This is a genomic window from Arthrobacter sp. NicSoilB8, from assembly GCF_019977355.1.
Lineage (GTDB): Bacteria > Actinomycetota > Actinomycetes > Actinomycetales > Micrococcaceae > Arthrobacter.
This window is the reverse complement of the sequence record NZ_AP024655.1, coordinates 4,152,459-4,171,137: the sequence shown is the minus strand read 5'-3', so window position 1 is coordinate 4,171,137 and position 18,679 is coordinate 4,152,459. Positions and strand designations below refer to the sequence as shown.

The window sequence follows — 18,679 nt, the reverse complement described above, 5'->3', positions numbered from 1 at the left end:
CCAGTGTCCACCACATCCGGTTCCTCCCGGCGGCCCCTTCAACCGGGCCCGTCGGGGTGGCTGGCCGCCCCAGCCCTTGCCTTCTTCCTGCTGTTCGCCATCATCCCGCTGATCGGCGTCTTGTTCCTCAGCTTCACCTCGTGGGACGGCCTCGGCGAGATCAAACTGGACGGCTTGTCCAGCTGGACCACCGTCCTGACGGACCCCGTCACCGGGAACGCCCTGCTGGTGACCGCGAAGATCATGTTCTTCTCGTTCATCGTCCAGGCCCCGATCAGTCTGCTCTTGGGTGTCTTCACCGCCGCAGGCCAGAAGTACCGCGCGGCCCTGGCCGTCCTCTACTTCGTGCCGCTGCTGCTGTCCTCGGCCGCCGTCGCCATCGCGTTCAAAGCCCTCCTGGACCCCAACTTCGGCCTGGGCGCAGGGCTTGGCCTGCCGTTCCTGGCCCAGGACTGGCTGGGCGATTCGGACCTCGTGCTGTTCGTCGTGGTCTTCGTGATCGCCTGGCAGTTTGTCCCCTTCCACACGCTCATCTACCAGGGCGGCGTGCGCCAGATCCCGGCGTCGCTCTACGAGGCCGCGCAAATCGACGGTGCCGGACGGGTACAGCAGTTCTTCAACATCACCCTGCCCCAGCTGAAGTACACCATCATCACCTCCTCCACGCTCATGGTGGTCGGATCGCTGGCGTACTTTGACCTCGTCTTCGTCCTGACCGGCGGCGGTCCCGGCTACGCCACCCGGCTGCTCCCGCTGCACATGTACCTCACCGGGTTCAAAGCCAACGACATGGGCGCCGCGAGCGCCCTCGGCGTCATCCTCGTGGTGATCGGGCTGGCCCTCGCCCTGCTGCTGCAGAGGCTGGGCGGAAAGAACCGCAACGCAAGCCAATTGGAAGGTGCCTGATGGCTTCCCTGACCCAGCTCCCCGTCCCGCCCTCGGCGCCCGCCCGCCCCGCAGCCAGCCCCCGTCCGCGGACCAAGGGACCCGGACGGACGCGCCCCAACTTCCTCGGCGGCCTCGGCGGCTGGCTCTGGCTGGCCATCATCATCGTCCCCGTCTACTACGTGGTGGTGACGAGCCTGAAGAACCAGGCAGGCTTCTTCACCTCCAACCCGATGATGCCGCCCGCCGAGCCCACTCTGGAGAACTACAAGCTGGTCCTGGAGAATGACTTCGCCAAGTACTTTGCCAACAGCCTCATCGTCACCGTAGGCAGCGTGATCCCGGCACTCCTGGTGTCCTTCATGGCCGCTTACGCGATCGTCCGCGGCAAGAGCAGGTTCCTGAACTGGACCAACAACCTGTTCCTGCTGGGCCTCGCGATCCCGTTGCACGCCACGATCATTCCCATCTACTGGATGATCACGCGGGCCCACATGTACGACACCCTCCTGGCCCTGATCCTGCCTTCCATCGCCTTCGCGATCCCGATCTCCGTGCTGATCCTGTCCAACTTCATGCGGGACGTGCCCAACGAGCTCTTCGAATCAATGCGGCTGGACGGCTGCTCCGACTGGGCCATGATGTGGCGCCTGGCGCTGCCGATGACCCGACCTGCCGTGGTGACCGTCGGCATCTACAACGCGCTCGGAGTGTGGAACGGCTTCCTGTTCCCGCTGATACTGACGCAGAGCCCGGAGACCCGGGTGCTGCCGCTGTCACTGTGGACGTTCCAGGGCGAATTCAGCGTCAACATCCCGGCGGTGCTGGCCGCCGTCGTGCTCGCCACGCTGCCGCTGCTGGTGGTCTATGTGATCGCCCGGCGTCAGCTGCTCAGCGGCCTCACCGCCGGCTTCAGCAAATAGAGAGGACTTGTTGTGACTGAACCTAAACCCCTGCGGGTGGGGATGGTGGGCTACGCCTTCATGGGCGCCGCGCACTCCCACGCCTGGCGGACCGCGCCGCGGTTCTTCGACCTCCCGCTCGCCCCGGAACTGGCGGCCGTTGCCGGCCGGAACGAGGAGGGCGTGCGGGCCGCGGCGGCCAAGTACGGCTGGGATGCCGTGGAAACGGACTGGCGCCGCCTGATCGAGCGGGACGATATCGACCTGATCGACATCTGCACCCCCGGCAACACGCATGCCGAGATCGCCATCGCCGCGCTCGAGGCCGGCAAGCACGTCCTCTGCGAGAAACCGCTCGCAAATTCCGTGGCCGAAGCGGAGCAGATGACCGCGGCTGCCCAGGCTGCGGCCGCCCGGGGTGTGTTCTCCATGTGCGGCTTCAGCTACCGGCGCACCCCGGCGTTGGCCTTGGCCAAGAGGATGGTGGATGACGGGCGGCTGGGCGAGATCCGGCACGTCCGGGCGCAGTACCTGCAGGACTGGCTGAGCGACGCGGATGCGCCGCTCACCTGGCGGCTGGAGAAGGCCAAGTCCGGGTCCGGTTCCCTGGGGGACATTGGAGCGCACAGCATCGACGCTGCGCAGTGGATCACCGGACGCAACATCACCGGGGTCTCGGCGCTGCTGGAAACCTTCGTCAAGGAGCGTCCCCTGGGCGGAGACTTCGTGGGCCTGGGCGGGCGCGGCGGTTCTGATGGTCCCCGCGGTGCGGTCACCGTGGACGACGCCGCACTGTTCACCGCCCGTTTTGAGGGAACGCCCGACGGCGGCGCTGCCGCCGGCAACGGTGCCTCCTCCGGCCCGATCGGCATCTTTGAAGCCACCCGCTTCGCCCTGGGCCGCAAGAACGCCATGCGGCTGGAACTCAACGGCACTTTGGGATCCCTGGCCTTTGACTTCGACGACATGAACTCCCTGCAGGTGTACGACTCCGGCCAAGAGCCGGACGCAGGCTTCCGCAGGATCATGGTCACGGAACCTTCCCACCCGTACACCGGCAACTGGTGGCCCACCGGCCATGGCCTCGGGTACGAACACGGATTCACGCATCAAGTGGTGGACCTGGTGACCGCCATCGGCGCCGGCAGGCAGCCCTCGCCGTCCTTCGCCGATGCCCTCCAGGTCCAACGAGTCCTCGCCGCCGTCGAAGCCAGCGCCCGCGCCGACAGCCACTGGCACAACGTCTGACCGGGCCACCTGACAGAACCCACCGCCCTCCCCGCCGTCCGCCGAGCCGGCCCGGAACAAACCAACGAAGTACAGAGGAACCCCATGACGACCGATACCAAGACCGCCCTCGTGGTGCGCGGCGGCTGGGACGGGCACCAGCCCGTTGAAGCCACCGAGGAATTCATCCCCTACCTGAAAGCCAACGGCTACGACGTCCGGGTGGAGGAGTCGCCCAAGATCTACGCCGACGCCGACTACCTGGCCGGCGTGGACCTGATTCTGCAGTGCATGACCATGTCCACCATCGAAAAAGACGAGTTCGAGGGCCTCCGGGCCGCCGTGGAGAACGGCACCGGGCTCGCCGGCTGGCACGGCGGCATCGCGGATTCCTACCGCGACACCTCGGACTACCTGCACCTGATCGGCGGCCAGTTTGCCTGCCACCCGGGCAAGCACCCGGATGAGCGGACGGGCGGGCAGCCGGACAACTACGTCCCGTACACCGTCAACATGCTCCCCGCGGCCGCGGATCATCCGATCACCGCAGGCCTCGGCGACTTTGATCTCGTCACGGAACAATACTGGGTCCTTGCGGACGATTACATCGACGTCCTGGCCACCACCACCCAGAAAGTCCGGGAATGGGACCCCTGGCACCGGGAAGTCACCTCGCCCGCCATCTGGACCCGGCAATGGGGAAAGGGCAAGATCTTCGTTTGCACCCCCGGGCACCGGGTCGAAATCCTCCAGGACAGCAACGTCCGCACCATCATCGAAAGGGGCCTGCTGTGGGCAAGCCGTTAGACACAGACCAGTCAACAACAGACCAGTCAACAACAGACCAGTCAACAACAGACCGGCCAACAAACGTGGGCATCATCGGCTGCGGAGCCATCATCGCCCAGTACCTGGCGAACTTCCGCCGTCTGGAGGACATCAACCTTGTCGCCGTCGCGGACCTGGACCCCGCCCGGGCGCAGGCAGTGGCCGACTCGTACCCTGGCGTCCGGGCGCTCACCGTCGACGCGCTCCTGGCCGCGGACGACGTCGACCTCGTCCTGAACCTGACCATCCCGGCAGCCCACGCCGAGGTCGCGCTGCGCGCCATTGCGGCCGGCAAATCCGTCTACGGCGAGAAGCCCCTCGCGGCGACGACGGCGGAGGCCCGCCAGGTCCTGGACGCAGCCCGGGCAGCAGGCGTCGCGGTCGGCTGCGCCCCGGACACCGTGCTCGGCACCGGGATCCAGACCGCCCGGAAGGCTATTGACGATGGCCTGATCGGCAAGCCCATCTCCGCGACCGCCACCATGGTCACACCCGGTCACGAGCGCTGGCACCCGAACCCGGACTTCTACTACCAGCCCGGCGGCGGCCCGCTCCTGGACATGGGACCGTACTACGTCTCGGCCCTGGTCACCCTGCTGGGGCCGGTGGTCTCGGTGATCGGGGCGGCCAGCCACACCCGCGGCGAGCGGATCATCGGCTCGGGCGCACGCGTTGGCCAAAGCGTGCCGGTGGCGATCGACACCCACGTGACCGGCGTCCTGGTCCACGCCTCGGGAGCCTTGTCCACGCTGGTGATGAGCTTCGATGCCGTGAAGACCAAGAGCGCCAACATCGAAATCCATGGCGAGCACGGCTCCCTGGCGGTCCCGGATCCCAACCACTTCGACGGCGACGTGCAGGTATTTGCGCTCGGTGCGGATGACTGGGAAACCCTTCCCGTCTCCGCCGGCTACGAGGACTCGGGGCGGGGCTTCGGCATCGCAGACCTCGTCCGCACTCCTGCCGGCCAGGAGCCCAGGGCAGGCGGTGCCTTGGCCTTCCACGCCCTCGACGTGATGGAATCCGTGCTCGACTCGGCGCACACGGGTGCACCCGTCCGGATCGGCAGCACGGTTGCGCGTCCCGCGCCGGTGGAACTCACCGCCATCGCCGAGCCGGCCGTGGCGGTCACCGCCTAGCGACCGCCCTGCCGCATCTCCTACCACTGGCCGGCCGAATTCGCCGGAAAGCTGCCCGTTCGCAGGGACCGCCTGCGAAACTCGGCAGCTTTCCGGCGAATTCGCGCGTTGGGGGAGTGGCGGCCGGCGTCAGTCCGCTTCAGCCTCCGGCGGAGCCTGGTCGGCGTCGAATCCGGCCAGGAGGCGCCGGGAGGCTGTGTCCATGTGGGAGCGCATGGCTGAGGTGACGGCGGCCTCGTCGCGGGATTCCAGGGCGCGGAAGATTTCGCGGTGCTCGGCCAGGGCCGCCGCCGCGTGCCCCTCGTCCGTGAGGGCACGGTCCACCCAGATGCGCAGCAGCGAGCGGATGCTCTGCAGCAGCTCCTGCAGGACCTGGTTGCCGGAGGCGGCCGCGATTTCCCGGTGGAAGGCGGCGTCGGCCTCCACGAACGTCGCGAGGTCGTCGAGGCTCTGGTCCATGGTGGCCAGGTTTTCGCGCATCCGGTCCAGGGCGTCGTCGGTGATCCGCCGGGCCGCCAACTGGCCGGCCTGGACTTCGAGTCCGCCGCGCAGTTCCACGAGTTCGCGCGTGCGCGGGGCGCCCAGCATCAGGCCCCAGCTCAGTGTGCGGGGGAGTAGCTCGGAGATGCCGCCGCGAAGATAGGTTCCGGAACCCGGCCGGACGATGACGATCCCGAGGATCTCCAGTGCAGCGAGGGCTTCGCGGACTGCGGAGCGTCCGACCCCCAGCGACGCGGCGAGCTGACGCTCTGCCGGCAGGCGGGTTCCGACGGCGATTTCGCCACTTGTGAAGTAGCCAAGGAGCCGTTCGGCGACTTCGGACACCACAGAGCCTTGCACCATGGAGCCGAGCGCAGCACTGATTTTTGCCGTCGAGGCGGCGGAGTTAACGGACACCTCCACAGCGTAACAACCAGCGCCCGCAGAGCCATGTTGACGTCCGCCAAGAAATAAACATGTCAACCGGTTGACCAATTTGGGATAGACGCCTTATGGTTTTTATCACACGCTTAGTTGAGGCCTGGCCAGCCTCCGGAGCTACGCGATGAGACCAATCCCCAGGCTTCCAGCGAAGGACGCTACCGGGATCCCGACATCAAGGAGTCAATGTGGACACCACGCAATCAGTGGTCGAAAGATCTGCAATCAGGAAAGTGGCAGTGCGGCTGGTGCCGTTTGTCGCTCTCATGTTCTTCATCAACTATCTGGACCGCACGGCCATCTCCTTTGCCGGCCCCAACGGCATGAACACGGATCTCGCCCTCTCGGCGGCCCAGTTCGGCTTCGCCTCCGGCGTCTTCTTCATCGGCTACATCCTGCTGGAAGTCCCCAGCAACCTCGCCCTGCACAAGTTCGGCGCCCGCCGCTGGCTGGCCCGCATCATGGTCAGCTGGGGCATAGTCTCCCTGCTTTTCACCTGGGTGGGCAGTGTGGAGCAGCTCTACGTCCTGCGCTTCATCCTGGGCGTGGCCGAGGCCGGCTTCTTCCCCGGCGCCATCCTCTTCCTCAGCCTCTGGGTCCCGTCGCGGCACCGCAGCAAGATCCTGGCCCTGTTCTACCTGGCCCAGCCGCTGACCACCGTCATCGGAGCACCGCTGGCCGCCCTCCTCATCCAGCAGCATGGCCTCTTCGGCCTTGAAGGCTGGCGCGTCATGTACTTCGGCGTCGCCATCCCCGCCATCCTGATCGGCATCGCCGCGTGGTTCTACCTTGCTGATTCCCCGGCCAAGGCCAAGTGGCTGACGCCGGATGAAAAGATCTGGCTGACCGGCGCACTGGAGAAGGAAAAGAACGAAACCGCCGCCGGCAACAAGCACGTCAGCGTCCGCACCGTCTTCGGCAACGGCCGGGTCTGGATGCTCGCCCTGATCTACTTCGGTTTCATCTACGGCCTGTACGCTCTCGGCTTCTTCCTGCCGACCATCATCTCCGGCTTCGAGGGCCTGTACGGCACCAAGTTCGACGTCTTCCAGAAGGGCCTGATCACGGCCATCCCGTACCTGCCGGCCGCCTTTGCCCTGTACTTCTGGTCCAAGGACGCCACCAAGCGCGGCGTCAAGACCTGGCACATCGCCGTCCCGGCCCTCGTCGGCGGCCTGAGCATCCCGCTGGCACTCTTTGCGGGATCGCCGGCGGCCACGATCGCGATCATCACCCTCACTGCGATGTCCATCTTCGCGGCCCTGCCGAACTTCTGGACTGTCCCCACCCAATTCCTCACCGGGGCCGCGGCCGCCGCCGGGATCGCCCTGATCAACACCGTGGGCAACCTGGCCGGGTTCAGCGCCGGCTACGTCACCGGCTGGCTCAAGGACTGGACCGGCAGTTACAACGTGCCCATGTTCGTGGTGGGCGGCTTCATGGTCCTCTCGGCCGTCCTGATGGTGGTGCTCGCCCGCAAGGGCACCGCCCACAGGGCAGCCCGGAACCTCGCCCCTCAGCCCGGGGAGTCTGCGGACTCGGAGTCAGCCGCCGCCCGCTAACGGACACAGCCCGCTAAGGACGCGCCCCGCTAACGGACGGAGTCCTCTAACGGACACAGCCCGCTCCGCGGGAGCCCGCTCCCGGCGGGACCCACCCGAACAAGAGCCGCCCCCGCCGCGGGCGCTCCCACCGAACCGGTGTCCGCCGCGCGCCATCCGGCCGCGGCGGACACCCACCAAGCAGCTTTCCCTCTTTCAGGAGTACCGCCATGACCCGCCTGTTCAATGACCCCGCAGCCTTCGCTGACGAAATGATCGAAGGCTTCGTCGCCTCCCACAGCCGCTGGGTCAGGCGCGTCTCCGGCGGCGTCGTCCGCAACACCCACAGCACCCCGGAGACCGTGGCGCTCGTGATCGGCGGCGGGTCCGGCCACTACCCCGCGTTCGCCGGACTCGTGGGCCAGGGCATGGCGCACGGCGCCGCGATGGGCAACCTGTTCGCCTCCCCGTCCGCCCAGCAGATCTACAACGTGGCGAAGGCCGCGAACAACGGCGGCGGCGTGCTCCTGGGCTACGGCAACTACGCCGGCGACGTCCTGCACTTCAACCAGGCCCAGGCCCGGCTCCGCGCCGAAGGCATCGACTGCCGCAGCATCGCCGTCACCGACGACGTCTCCTCCGCCCCGCCGGCCGAGCACGCCAAGCGCCGCGGGATCGCCGGCGACCTCACGGTCTTCAAAGTGGCGGCCGCCGCGGCCGAGGCCGGGTACACCATGGACCAGGCCGTCGAGATCGCCGACCGCGCCAACCACCGCACCCGCTCCTTCGGCGTCGCCTTCTCCGGCTGCACCCTCCCGGGCGCGGACCACCCGCTCTTCTCCGTCCCCGAGGGCCGGATGGCCGTCGGCATGGGCATCCACGGCGAGCCCGGCATCGGGGAGACAGGCATCCCGACGGCGGACGAACTCGCCGAGCTCCTCGTCGCCAAACTCCTCACCGAAATCCCCGAAAACCTGTCCGAGGGAGACACTTCGGCAGGCGCTGTTGCCCGGCCGCGGGTGGTCCCCATCCTCAACGGCCTGGGCAGCGTCAAATACGAAGAGCTGTTCGTGGTCTACCGCCGCGTCGCCCAGCTCCTCGCCGAGGCCGGCCTGGACGCCGTGGACCCGCAGGTGGGCGAGCTCGTCACGAGCTTCGACATGGCCGGCACCTCCTTGACGCTCTTCTGGCTCGACGACGAACTCGAGACCCTCTGGCACGCCCCCGCCGACGCCCCGGCCTTCCGCCGCGGCGCCGTCACCGCTGCGGCCCTCGACGCCGCCGACTTCACCGACCCCGCCGAGACCGAAGCGACGATCCCGGACGCCTCCGAGGAATCCCGCGCCGGCGCTGTCCGCGTCCTGGCCGCGCTCGGCGCCGCGAAGAACGTCGTGGACGCCAACGCCGAGGAACTGGGCCGCATCGATGCGGTCGCCGGCGACGGCGACCACGGCATCGGCATGGAACGCGGTGTCCGCGCCGCCGTCGACGCCGCGGAAGCCGCCGTCGCCCGCGGCGCCGGCGCCGCCACCACCCTCCACCTCGCCGGCGACGCCTGGGCGGACAAGGCCGGCGGCACCTCCGGCGCCCTGTGGGGCATGGCCCTGCGCGCGGTCGGGGACGCCCTCGGGAACACCACCGCCCCCGACGCCGGCGCTGTCGCCGCCGGGGTGGCGCAGGCCGCCGCCGCCATCATGGACTTCGGCAAGGCCGCTCCCGGGGACAAGACCCTCGTGGACGTCCTCGTCCCGTTCCGCGACGCCCTGTCCGGCGGCGTGGACGCCGGACAGGACCTGGCCGAGGCGTGGGGCGCGGCCGCGGCCGTTGCCCAGCAGGCCGCCGAGGACACCGCCCAGCTGCTGCCCCTCATGGGCCGCGCCCGCCCGCACGCCGAGAAGAGCCTCGGCACCCCCGACGCGGGCGCCGTGTCCATGGCGCTGATCGTCCGAGCCATTCACAACACCCTTTCCGAGGAAAACAGAGTTAAGGAGAACGCATGAGCGCCAAACTGCGCCTGGTCATCGGGTCTGACGACGCCGGATTCGAATACAAGGAGGCCCTTAAGGCGGACCTGGAGGCCAGCGGGCTCGTGGAGTCCGTCCGCGACGTCGGCGTCGACGCCACCAGCCACACGCCCTACCCCTCCGTGGCCATCGCCGCCGCGGAACTCGTGGCCGCCGGCGAGGCCGACCGGGCCCTCCTGGTCTGCGGGACGGGCCTCGGCGTGGCCATCGCAGCGAACAAGGTCCCCGGTGTCCGTGCCGTCACGGCGCACGACAGCTTCTCCGTGGAACGGGCCATCCTGAGCAACAACGCCCAGGTGCTCACCTTCGGCCAGCGCGTCGTCGGCCTGGAACTCGCCCGCCGGCTGGCCCGCGAATGGCTCACCTACACGTTCGACGAAACCTCGGCCTCGGCCGAGAAAGTCACACTGATTAAGGACTACGAGGGTGTCACTTCCTGCTAACCCCGCCACAGGCACAGCAGCCGCCGCGGCCGGCACGTCCCCCCGGGGAGCGGTCATCGGCGTCAGCCTGAAAATGTACTTCGGCTACCAGCGCACGCTGGACTACTGCCGCGACGTGGCCGCCGTCGCCCTGGCGCACCCCGCCGTGCAGAGCGGGGAGATCGAGCTGTTTGTCCTGCCTGCCCTGCCAGCGCTGCCCGACGCAGCCCGGATTCTGGGCGTGGCCGGGGCCGGCGCCGGCGCGCAGGACATCTTCTGGGAAGACGAAGGCGCCTACACCGGTGAAGTCGGCGGCAAGACCGTGGCCGAACTCGGCGGACGCTACGCCGAGGTGGGCCACGCCGAACGGCGCCGGATCTTCGGCGAGGACGACAGGACAATCGGCCTCAAGACCGCCGCCGCCTACCGCAACGGGCTCACCCCGGTGCTCTGCGTGGGGGAGCTGCAGCCGGGCTCCGTGGAGGAAGCCATCCGGCACTGCACGGCGGACATCGATGCCGCCCTCAACCGGGCCCAGTCCCTGGGACCCGCAGGTCGGACCATCGTGGCCTACGAACCGCAATGGGCCATCGGCGCCCCGGAACCGGCCACCCCGGAGTACATCAGCGCCGTCATCACCGGCCTGGACGCGCACCTGCGCGCCCTGCCCGGCCAGGCAGACAGCCGGGTCATTTACGGCGGCAGCGCCGGCCCCGGCCTTATCGGCCGTCTGGACATGTCCGTCGCCGGGCTGTTCCTTGGCCGCTTCGCCCACGACCCGCAGGCACTCAAAACCATTCTCGACGAAACCGCCGCGCGCCTCGGGCTCCTGCTGACGGCGGGAGGCCGGCCATGAGCTCCACGGTTGCTTCAGGAAACGGCCAAGACTCCCGCATCGGGCTCAGCAGCTACGCCTTCTTCTGGCAGCTCTCGGACCGGGTCTCCGCTCCGCTGAGCCTGCACGAGGCACTGGCCCAGACCGCGGCCCTGGGCGTGGACCTCTTCCAGATCTGCGACTACGCGCCGCTGGAATCCATGACGGACGCGGAGCTGGCCTCCGTCCGGGCCACGGCCGATGCCCTGGGGATCTCCCTGGAGCTCGGCACCAAAGGCATCCGGCCGGACCATCTCCGGAAATTCCTGCGGATCGCCGGGATCCTGGGCGCGCCGCTGCTGCGGACCATGTTCAACGTCCCGGGCCACACGCCGGACGCGGACGAGGCCGTGGCCATTTTCACCGGAGTCCTGCCCGAGTTCGAGGCCGCCGGGGTGAAGATCGCCGTGGAAACCTACGAACAGGTCCCCACAGCCCGCGTCCTGGAGGTTATCGCCCGGGTGGACAGCCTGTACCTGGGCATCTGCAGCGACCCCGCCAACACCGTGGCGGCGCTGGAGTCGCCGCGCGAGGTGATTGACGCCGTCGCGCCGTATGTCCTGAACATGCACATCAAAGACTTTGCGTTCAGCCGCAAGGAGGGGTGGGTTGGATTCACGTACGCCGGCGCTCCCCTCGGCGAAGGCCTCCTGGACTATGCCTACATGGCCCGGAAGCTGCAGCCCAAAGAAAGAAATATCAACCAGATCATCGAGCACTGGCTGCCGTGGCAGGCCTCCGAAGAAGAGACCATCCGCCTCGAAAAGCAGTGGACCCAGCAAAGCCTCGATTTCCTAAGGAGTAACTGAAATGTCAGCAGAACAATTGACCGTCGCCGTCATCGGAGCCGGAGGCAAAATGGGGCTGCGTGTTTCAGCCAACCTCCAGAAGAGCGCCCACACCGTCTACTACAGCGAAAACTCGCCGGCCGGCCAGGACCGCGTCCGCGCCGAAGGCCGGGACATCAGCACCACCGAGGACGCCATTAAGGACGCCGACGTCGTGATCCTCGCCGTCCCGGACACCGTCCTGGGCGTTGTGTCCCACGGCGTGGTCCCGCAGATGAAGTCCGGCGCCATCCTGCTCACCCTCGACCCGGCCGCCGCCTACGCCGGCCTGCTCGCCAAGCGCGACGACGTCGTCCAGGCCGTCGCCCACCCGTGCCACCCCTCGGTCTTCCTGGAGCGCACCACTAAGGAAGAATGGGCCGACACGTTCGGCGGCCAGGGCGCCCCGCAAAACGTGGTTGCCGCGATCGACGTGGACGCCACCGAGGCCGCCCGCGCCGCCGCCGAGGCCACCATCAAGGTCATCTACGCCCCCGTGATCGACGTCCACTGGGTCACGGTCAAGCAGCTTGCCATCCTCGAACCCACCCTCGTGGAGACGGTCGCGTGCATGATCGGCACCCTGCTCAAGGAAGCCCTGCACGAGACCGTGCACACCGCCGGCGTCCCCGAGGAGGCCGCCAAGGCCATGCTGTTCGGCCACGTCCAGATCGCCCTGACCAACGCCCTGCGTGGCTCCAACCCGTTCTCCGAGGCCTGCGAAATCGCCATCCAGTACGGCAAGGACACCATCATCAAGGACGACTGGAAGAAGATCTTCGACGACTCCGAGCTCGATTACGTCATCGCCAAGATGCTCAAGCTCGAACCCGCGGTCCAGAGCTAACCGTCCGGCACCACCCCTCGTACGCCGAGTTCGCAGTTCGCGGCAATGTCCCCGAAAAGCATTGCCGCGAACTGCCGCCTCGGCACGTTGATCAGGCGCTCAGATGGTGCGGGGCGCCTTGGCCAGGTTCTCCGCGAGCTCGGCCGCGTTCTGCCGGACCACGTAGGCCGGACGGTCCCGTTCCATGCGCCAGCTTTCGGAGAGCGGGCCGACATTGACGGTGTCGAAGCCGAATTCGTCATAGATCCTGGTTACTAGCTCGGCCGCTTCCGGGAAATCGCTCGCCGTGGCCAGGGCCCGGCGGTTCGGCGTGCCGGCCGGCGTTCCGTCGGTGGTGATCTGGGTGTGCATGATGTGGTTGAAGGCCTTGGCCACCTTGGACCGGGGGAGGTGCTCCTGCAGCAGGCCGGAGGTGGTGGCCTCGCCGGCATCCAGGGCAGGGAAGTGCCCGTCGCGTTCCCAGTAGTAATTGTTGGTGTCGAGGACCACCTTGCCGGCCAGCGGTTCCACGGGCACGTCCGCGATGGCCTTGAACGGCACGGTGATGACGGCGAAGTCACCGGCGGCTGCCGCTTCGGCCGGTGTTGCCGCCCGGGCCTTCGGCCCCAGTTCCGCCACGAGGCCGGCCAGCGTTTCCGGCCCGCGCGAGTTGCTGATGACGACGTCGTAGCCGAGCCCCACAGCCTTGCGCGCGAGCTGGCTGCCAATGTGTCCCGCACCGATAATTCCGATTGTTGTCATGCCCGGGCCAACACCGTGGCCGGCGAAGATATTTCGCCGGGCTCCTGTTAGGTGTCCGGTTCCTCATCGATGTCCGGGCCCTCTGCCGGGTCCTGGGAATGGGCCCGGTCGTCAAAGGGCTCCGCCGCTACGTCACCCTCGACAGGGGTCTCGCTGTGGGCGCGCTCCGTCGCCTGTGAGTCGTTGGTCATGTCCGCTCCTCTGCTGCGAATCCTGCTCTGAACAGCCCCGCCGCCGGCTACTTTTTATCTAGCGCCCGGACCATCCGGACTGTCAAGATCCCCCGGATCCTTGCCCGCTCAACGGAGTGCCCGGCCGCCGGCGCGGCCGGAATCCCGTTTTCGGTTCCTGGCGGGGGCGCAATGCAAAGTCGCGGGAACGCTTGCTGGAGAGCGCAAGAATCAGCAGGATGTCCAGGGTCAGACCGGGCAGATTGTGCGCCAGCGTGATGTCCGGACCACCACGAAGGACATCGAACGCCTGCGTGCCGATGGCCACCGTGCTGAGCGCCATGACCACTGTCCGGGCCCAGTTCCGGCCAAGGAACACCAACCAGGCCAGAATGGCATAGGCCAGGGCAAAGAGCAGGACCACCACCGTTCCGGCGGTGAGCGCCGCCTCGGCCTGGGCCTCCGTGAGCGCCGGGCCGGTTCCGGGCTGCAGAAGCGAGGTCAGGTGCTCCTCCCGAAAGAGCACCATGGACAGGGCCAGCAGTGCGGCCGCCGCAGCGCGGCCGCCGACGAACACCGCACCGACAATGGTGGGTGCCGGCCGCCTGTTCCGGCTGTCGCTCGAGGTCCTGTTGCTTGGAAGCCGGAGCGCCGCGTCCGGCGCCGCGACGACGTTCCTCAGGTCGACGATCGGAAGGTCGCCGTCGGTGGAGATGGTGTCGCCCCCGCCGTTTCGCGCGTGGTAGCCGGTCGAAAAGTCGCGGATCACCCGGACCCCGGCCGCGGGGTCGGCCCCGGTGATGGCTGCGACGACGTGGTCGCGTTCGGCGTCGGTGTTCTCATCGATCTTGTGGGTGATCTGCAGGGTAAACAGGGACAGCCCGACGCTACGGTCATAGGTGCCGGCGGCCAGCCAGTCCACGGCCAGCCCGCCGGGCAGCAGCCAGCCGGGCGGGCAGCGCCAGAACCGGACGTGGTGGCGTTTGCCGGGGGTGCCGTCGACTTCCTGCTGATACGCAAAATCCTGCTGCCGGCTGAACAGGAACAGGGGACTGACCGGGGCTTCGAGGTAACTGCGGCGCAGGAGGGTGGAGGAGACGATCCTCCGGCTGCTGGCCAGCGTCACGTCATCGGCCAGTGTCCAGCCCGCGGCCTGCATCACGGCATGCACCTGAGGTTCGGATCCCAGCAGGGCCACGTTTACGGGATCGCCCAGGAGCCCGTCGCTGGTGCGCGCCCGGCCGATGAAGTAGTCGGGAACATACAGCCGGGTCAGGATCGGTTGAGCCGGGGGAGCACCAGATAGGCCAGCAGGCCCCAGAAGATGAAGAGGAACCAGACCTGCGCCCAGCCCCACTGGAAGCTCAGTTGCAACAGCAAGGAGGTCAGCCACACGGCCGAGACGCCGCCCACCACGAAAAACACGGTGTCCAGCCGTGAGTACGGCACCGCGCCGGCCGGGGCTGTGACCTCAACCGCTGCCTTGGTCATGGCCGCCATATTACGCTCACCAGCCTCGATTGGCTCGAAAGATGAATCTTCTGTCCCAAAGGATGAGCGCGGCCGGATGTGACCGGCTCGTGGCCACCGCCGTGGATAGGGTGACAGTCATGGAACCACTACTGAAAGTTTTGCGGCATTGGGGCGCCCCCGCGGCGGCCGTTCTCTTCTTCACGCTGTGGTGCGTGGCCGAGGCCGGCAGGATGGGGCCAAGCCTCCTCAGCTGGCCGGGTATGTGGCCGCTGATCCTGATGACGGCGGCCATTGCCCTCGCCGCCTGGAAGCCCTACGCGTCGCTCGGATTCACGGCCGGGCTGCTTGCGGGCCAGCTCGGACACGCCATTGATGAGATGTACGCCAACCATTGGGCCATTTACCTCGGGGCTTTTGTCGCACTGGCCTTCATCCAATGGACGGCCGGGCGAAGGACACGGTTCATCGCGGCCGGTGCCAACGTGGTGTTCGCCGGCGCCATGACATTCTTAATGCTGTCATGGCGCTACAGCAACGGCGTGGGCTGGTTCCCGCCGCTGTACATGGGCGACCGGTGGACGTTCAGGGCCTTCGGCTGGCAACTCTTTTCCCTCCTGCTGCTGATCGCGGCAGCATGTGCTGCCACCGGGCTCCTGCTGGCGATGTACCAGGAGCGCGGAAGCCTCTTCCGGGCCCGGACCATGGCCCAGACCAGCCTCCGGTAGGCCGAGGTGGACCTGATCGTGGAGCAGGAGCGGACGCGGATCGGCCGGGACCTCCACGATGTCCTGGCCCATTCTCTGGCGGTGATCGCGGCACAGGCGGACGGCACCCGCTATCTGAGCAAGGACCAGCCGAGGGCCGTGTTGAACGCCTTGGAAAATATCTCGACGTCGGCCCGGAGCGCCCTCGTGGACGCCCAGCGCGTCATCGAAGGTGTCCACGGGGACGGCCTGGCCACGCCCCAGCCCCGGCTCAGCGACGTCGGTCCGCTGGTCGCGCGCATGCAGGGCAGCCTCGCCATCGAGCAGAGCGAGTCCGGCGTTACCGCGGAGCTCTCCGCCGGGCAGCAGCTCGCGGTCTTCCGGATCATCCAGGAATGCCTCACCAACGCGCTGAAACACGGTGGCCGCGGCACCGCAGTGCGGCTGCACCTGGACTGGAGCGGCCCCGGGCTGACCCTGCATGTGGCATCCGGGATCCGTGCCGCGGCCGACTGCCCGGACCCCGCCGCCGACATACGGGTGGGCCGCGGCCTCGCCGGAATGCGGGAACGCGCACACCTGGCCGGGGGCTGGGTGACGGCCGGCCCGGACGGTGAACAGTACCGGGTGACGGTCTTCCTCCCCTATGGCACAAGGATTGCCGATGCCGCCGTCGCAGAGTCACAGCTGACGCCCGCGGGAGGAACTGCAGCGCGCACGCAACTGTCGCTGGAGGAAGCCGGCCACCGTGGCTGATGCCGGATCGGCCATCACCGTGGCGATCGTCGACGACCAGCCGCTGTTCCGAGCGGGAATCCGGATGCTCGTGGAAAGCCAGCAGGACATGGCAATGTCCTGGGATGCCGGAGACGGCGAGCAGGCGGCGGCATTCGCCGTCGAACGCTGCCCGGATGTGATGCTCATGGACCTGCGCATGCCGGTGCTGGACGGCGTCGGCGCGACGCAGCGGATCGTGCAGCAGGCAGAAGCGCCCCGGACCGGCGTACCGAAGATCATCGCCCTGACCACCTTCAACCGGGACCAGGCCGTGGTCGACGCGGTGCACGCCGGGGCCAGCGGCTACCTGCTCAAGAGCGCCGAACCGGAGTTCCTGCTCGCCGCCATCCGGACCGTGTACTTGGGGTACTCCGTGATTGCGCCGGGATCGGTCCAGGCCTTGTTCCAGCACGCGGCCCGGACCCTGCCGGCCGGCGGCCCGGACCTGTCCGTGCTGGAAGTCCTCTCCGCGCGGGAGCGGGACGTGTTCCTGCTCGCGGCCAAGGGGCTGGCCAACGCCGAGATTGCCGGAAGCCTGTTCGTGTCCGAGGCGACTGTCAAGACGCACCTCAGGAGCGTGCTGGGCAAGCTGGGGCTCGGGACCAGGCTCCAGCTTGTGGCGTTCGCCTACGAGCGCAGGCTTTTAGGCTGAGAGGGGTGGCGTGACGGGCGGCCGCAGGCCACGTCGCGGCAAGCCGTCCCGCCTCAGGTCCGTCAGAAGCTCACCGTCTGGGTCAGGTAGCCGAAGTACTTCGCGGCGATCGGGTGGACGGGATCACCATCAAAGCCGTAGTCGTGGTGACGCTTGGTGTACGACTTCGTCAGGCTCAGGTACTGCTCCATGACGTGCTCGGCTGAACCCGTGCAGGCCTTCTGGCTGATGCACAGGGCCACGGAGCCTGCCACGGCCGGGCTGGCAAAGCTCGTGCCGTTGCTTACGCTGTAGCCGCCGGGCCAGGTGGAGAGCATGCACACCCCGGGGCCGGCGACGGTGTGGGCCTTATCCTCGCTCGTGGTGGCGAAGTTGGAGAAGAATGCCGGCTGGTCGTCCTTTTGCCCGTACTTTGAAAAGTCCTGTGTGCCGCAGATCGGGGCGGCCTTGCCGCCGGCCTTTCCGTCGAAGTCGCCCATGGCGGTGGCGGTCAACACCTGGTCATAGGTGGCCGGCACCGTGTTGGCGAAGTCCTCACCGGCGTTGCCGGCCGCGACGGCATAGGTGACGCCGGCCCGGACGGAGCGGCAGATGGCGTAGTGCATCGGGTCGGTGCCCTTGCCGCAGTTTGGCGTATCCGCGGCGCCGCCGGCGATGCTGATGTTGGCCACGGCGATGTCGTTGCTGCTGTCATGGTCCTTGTGCGTGGAGGTCACCCAGTCGATGGCGCAAATCAGGCTCTCCTCGGAGATCAGGCCGGCGTCGTCAACCACCCGGACGGACCACAGCGGCGTGCCCGGGGCGGTCCCGATGACGCCGAGGCGGTTGTTCCGGGCACCGATCACGCCCGCGACGAACGTCCCGTGCCCCATGACATCAACGGGGGTCACGTCCACGGGCGAGCCTGACTGGCAGTCAACGCCGCCCTTGACGTTCAGGTCCGGGTGGGTCGCATCGATGCCGCTGTCGATCACAGCAACGTTGACATTGATCCGGTCCGGCCCCCGGTCGAGGGCCCTCCGGACGTTGGAGTCCGTTCCGGCGATCCGCTCCCGCCACAGCGGCGTTTCCTGGCTGGCCGCGGTCCCAAGATCCGGCTGTTGCTGGAATGTTCGGCCCGCAGTGACGAAGTCGACGCTGGGGTCGGCCTGAATGCGTTGTGCCTGGGACGCCGTCAGGGTGGCAGAGTAGCCGTTCACCGCGTTGCGGTAGACCTTCGAGGCCGTGAAGCCGTAGGCGCTTTGCTGGGCGAGCGCCGCGGCGCCGGCGTCCGCCACACCGTCCTTGAGCACCACGATGTAGTTTTGCGCCTTCTCAGCCGCGGATGACGGGGCGGCCGCGACCAGACCGAAGCCGGCGACCAGCGCAACGACTGCCAGTGAGGCCAGCGCACGCCGGAAGCGAAGTCCATCGGGTCTGGAAAGGGTGCTGCGGTGTCTGCGCGGGGCCCGCGCCACCGATGTTAGCTGCGGTTTTGACGCCTTGCGGCTGGCTTGGCTGAACATCGTGGCCTCCCATAAGCGAGTTCGCTAATTCGAGTGCCCCCCGCCCAACATCTTAGGGCCTCCGGCCATGCGATACACAGGGACCTTTGGAAAAACTTGCGGACCGTCCTGGACGCGTCGCCCCGAATCGGCGCCGGCCAGGCGCCAGAGAAAACAGCGCAGCGGACGACGGCGGGAAATCCGCCGTCGTCCGCTGCGCTGTTCGCCTGGACTTATCGCT

Annotated in this window: 18 protein-coding genes and 1 pseudogene; 14 read left to right on the top strand and 5 right to left on the bottom strand. The window is 67.9% G+C overall.

The genetic code is table 11. The features are described from left to right. Window positions 1-3 precede the first annotated feature (3 nt). From LDO15_RS18830 to LDO15_RS18810, 5 genes are all read left to right on the top strand, one after another. On the top strand, window positions 4-906 hold the full coding sequence (locus LDO15_RS18830) for a sugar ABC transporter permease (RefSeq protein WP_223981108.1): 903 nt from the start codon (window positions 4-6) through the stop codon (window positions 904-906). Further along, on the top strand, window positions 906-1,808 hold the full coding sequence (locus tag LDO15_RS18825) for a carbohydrate ABC transporter permease (protein WP_223981105.1): 903 nt from the start codon (window positions 906-908) through the stop codon (window positions 1,806-1,808). The genes LDO15_RS18830 and LDO15_RS18825 overlap by 1 nt, the downstream gene beginning before the upstream one ends. A gap of 12 nt (window positions 1,809-1,820) precedes the next feature. After that, complete coding sequence (locus LDO15_RS18820) at window positions 1,821-3,035, top strand: Gfo/Idh/MocA family oxidoreductase (RefSeq protein WP_223981103.1); 1,215 nt, start codon at window positions 1,821-1,823, stop codon at window positions 3,033-3,035. A gap of 84 nt (window positions 3,036-3,119) precedes the next feature. Beyond that, on the top strand, window positions 3,120-3,821 hold the full coding sequence (locus LDO15_RS18815; RefSeq protein ID WP_223981101.1) for a ThuA domain-containing protein: 702 nt from the start codon (window positions 3,120-3,122) through the stop codon (window positions 3,819-3,821). 65 nt (window positions 3,822-3,886) lie between these two features. Next, entirely contained in the window at window positions 3,887-4,981 is a 1,095-nt protein-coding gene (locus tag LDO15_RS18810) for a Gfo/Idh/MocA family oxidoreductase (RefSeq protein WP_223987546.1), read from the top strand. Between the two features lie 129 nt (window positions 4,982-5,110). Here the strand turns inward: LDO15_RS18810 and LDO15_RS18805 are convergent, their stop codons facing one another. Then, complete coding sequence (locus tag LDO15_RS18805) at window positions 5,111-5,878, bottom strand: FadR/GntR family transcriptional regulator (protein WP_223981099.1); 768 nt, start codon at window positions 5,876-5,878, stop codon at window positions 5,111-5,113. 212 nt (window positions 5,879-6,090) lie between these two features. Between LDO15_RS18805 and LDO15_RS18800 the strand changes: the two genes are divergently transcribed. The 6 genes from LDO15_RS18800 (at window position 6,091) to LDO15_RS18775 (ending at window position 12,437) form a co-directional block, all read left to right on the top strand. Further along, the gene (locus LDO15_RS18800; protein WP_223981097.1) at window positions 6,091-7,464 is read left to right on the top strand and encodes an MFS transporter; all 1,374 of its coding nucleotides are present in this window, start codon (window positions 6,091-6,093) and stop codon (window positions 7,462-7,464) included. A 209-nt stretch (window positions 7,465-7,673) separates the two neighbouring features. Further along, window positions 7,674-9,443: a dihydroxyacetone kinase family protein gene (locus tag LDO15_RS18795; protein ID WP_223981095.1), complete on the top strand. Its 1,770-nt coding sequence runs from the start codon at window positions 7,674-7,676 to the stop codon at window positions 9,441-9,443. Then, a complete protein-coding gene (locus LDO15_RS18790) occupies window positions 9,440-9,910 on the top strand; it encodes a ribose-5-phosphate isomerase (RefSeq protein WP_223981093.1) in 471 nt (156 codons plus the stop codon). Before LDO15_RS18795 ends, LDO15_RS18790 begins: the two co-directional genes overlap by 4 nt. Beyond that, window positions 9,894-10,745, top strand: coding sequence for a triose-phosphate isomerase family protein (locus LDO15_RS18785; RefSeq protein WP_223981090.1), 852 nt, complete (start codon window positions 9,894-9,896; stop codon window positions 10,743-10,745). The genes LDO15_RS18790 and LDO15_RS18785 overlap by 17 nt, the downstream gene beginning before the upstream one ends. Next, window positions 10,742-11,572 (top strand): TIM barrel protein, encoded by an 831-nt coding sequence (locus tag LDO15_RS18780; protein ID WP_223981087.1) that lies wholly within the window; start codon window positions 10,742-10,744, stop codon window positions 11,570-11,572. Before LDO15_RS18785 ends, LDO15_RS18780 begins: the two co-directional genes overlap by 4 nt. Before the next feature lies 1 nt (window position 11,573). Next, window positions 11,574-12,437: a phosphogluconate dehydrogenase C-terminal domain-containing protein gene (locus tag LDO15_RS18775; protein ID WP_223981084.1), complete on the top strand. Its 864-nt coding sequence runs from the start codon at window positions 11,574-11,576 to the stop codon at window positions 12,435-12,437. A gap of 99 nt (window positions 12,438-12,536) precedes the next feature. On the opposite strand, the gene LDO15_RS18770 is transcribed toward LDO15_RS18775, so the two are convergent. The 3 genes and pseudogenes from LDO15_RS18770 to LDO15_RS18760 form a co-directional block, all read right to left on the bottom strand. Beyond that, a complete protein-coding gene (locus LDO15_RS18770) occupies window positions 12,537-13,178 on the bottom strand; it encodes an NAD(P)-binding domain-containing protein (RefSeq protein ID WP_223981080.1) in 642 nt (213 codons plus the stop codon). A gap of 47 nt (window positions 13,179-13,225) precedes the next feature. Continuing rightward, window positions 13,226-13,369: a hypothetical protein gene (locus tag LDO15_RS18765; RefSeq protein ID WP_223981078.1), complete on the bottom strand. Its 144-nt coding sequence runs from the start codon at window positions 13,367-13,369 to the stop codon at window positions 13,226-13,228. Window positions 13,370-13,451: 82 nt separating this feature from the next. Beyond that, window positions 13,452-14,839: pseudogene (locus LDO15_RS18760) on the bottom strand (LssY C-terminal domain-containing protein). A gap of 119 nt (window positions 14,840-14,958) precedes the next feature. On the opposite strand from LDO15_RS18760, the gene LDO15_RS18755 reads away from it, so the two are divergent. The 3 genes from LDO15_RS18755 to LDO15_RS18745 are packed head-to-tail and all read left to right on the top strand — an operon-like array spanning window position 14,959 to window position 16,954. Beyond that, a complete protein-coding gene (locus LDO15_RS18755; RefSeq protein WP_223981074.1) occupies window positions 14,959-15,546 on the top strand; it encodes a hypothetical protein in 588 nt (195 codons plus the stop codon). A 6-nt stretch (window positions 15,547-15,552) separates the two neighbouring features. After that, entirely contained in the window at window positions 15,553-16,281 is a 729-nt protein-coding gene (locus LDO15_RS18750) for a histidine kinase (RefSeq protein WP_223981070.1), read from the top strand. Beyond that, window positions 16,274-16,954, top strand: coding sequence for a response regulator transcription factor (locus LDO15_RS18745; RefSeq protein ID WP_223981067.1), 681 nt, complete (start codon window positions 16,274-16,276; stop codon window positions 16,952-16,954). Before LDO15_RS18750 ends, LDO15_RS18745 begins: the two co-directional genes overlap by 8 nt. A 62-nt stretch (window positions 16,955-17,016) precedes the next feature. Here LDO15_RS18745 and LDO15_RS18740 read toward each other — a convergent pair whose 3' ends face one another. After that, window positions 17,017-18,459, bottom strand: a complete 1,443-nt coding sequence (locus tag LDO15_RS18740; RefSeq protein WP_223981064.1) for a S8 family serine peptidase — start codon at window positions 18,457-18,459, stop codon at window positions 17,017-17,019. Between the last annotated feature and the right edge of the window lie 220 nt (window positions 18,460-18,679).

Excerpts from the sequence above, each read along its gene's own strand:
- LDO15_RS18825 (WP_223981105.1), top strand. The coding sequence starts at position 906 with ATGGCTTCCCTGACCCAGCTCCCCGTCCCGCCCTCGGCGCCCGCCCGC.
- LDO15_RS18815 (WP_223981101.1), top strand. The coding sequence starts at position 3,120 with ATGACGACCGATACCAAGACCGCCCTCGTGGTGCGCGGCGGCTGGGAC.
- LDO15_RS18795 (WP_223981095.1), top strand. The coding sequence starts at position 7,674 with ATGACCCGCCTGTTCAATGACCCCGCAGCCTTCGCTGACGAAATGATC.
- LDO15_RS18790 (WP_223981093.1), top strand. The coding sequence starts at position 9,440 with ATGAGCGCCAAACTGCGCCTGGTCATCGGGTCTGACGACGCCGGATTC.
- LDO15_RS18780 (WP_223981087.1), top strand. The coding sequence starts at position 10,742 with ATGAGCTCCACGGTTGCTTCAGGAAACGGCCAAGACTCCCGCATCGGG.
- LDO15_RS18775 (WP_223981084.1), top strand. The coding sequence starts at position 11,574 with ATGTCAGCAGAACAATTGACCGTCGCCGTCATCGGAGCCGGAGGCAAA.
- LDO15_RS18770 (WP_223981080.1), bottom strand. The coding sequence starts at position 13,178 with ATGACAACAATCGGAATTATCGGTGCGGGACACATTGGCAGCCAGCTC.
- LDO15_RS18765 (WP_223981078.1), bottom strand. The coding sequence starts at position 13,369 with ATGACCAACGACTCACAGGCGACGGAGCGCGCCCACAGCGAGACCCCT.
- LDO15_RS18755 (WP_223981074.1), top strand. The coding sequence starts at position 14,959 with ATGGAACCACTACTGAAAGTTTTGCGGCATTGGGGCGCCCCCGCGGCG.
- LDO15_RS18740 (WP_223981064.1), bottom strand. The coding sequence starts at position 18,459 with ATGTTCAGCCAAGCCAGCCGCAAGGCGTCAAAACCGCAGCTAACATCG.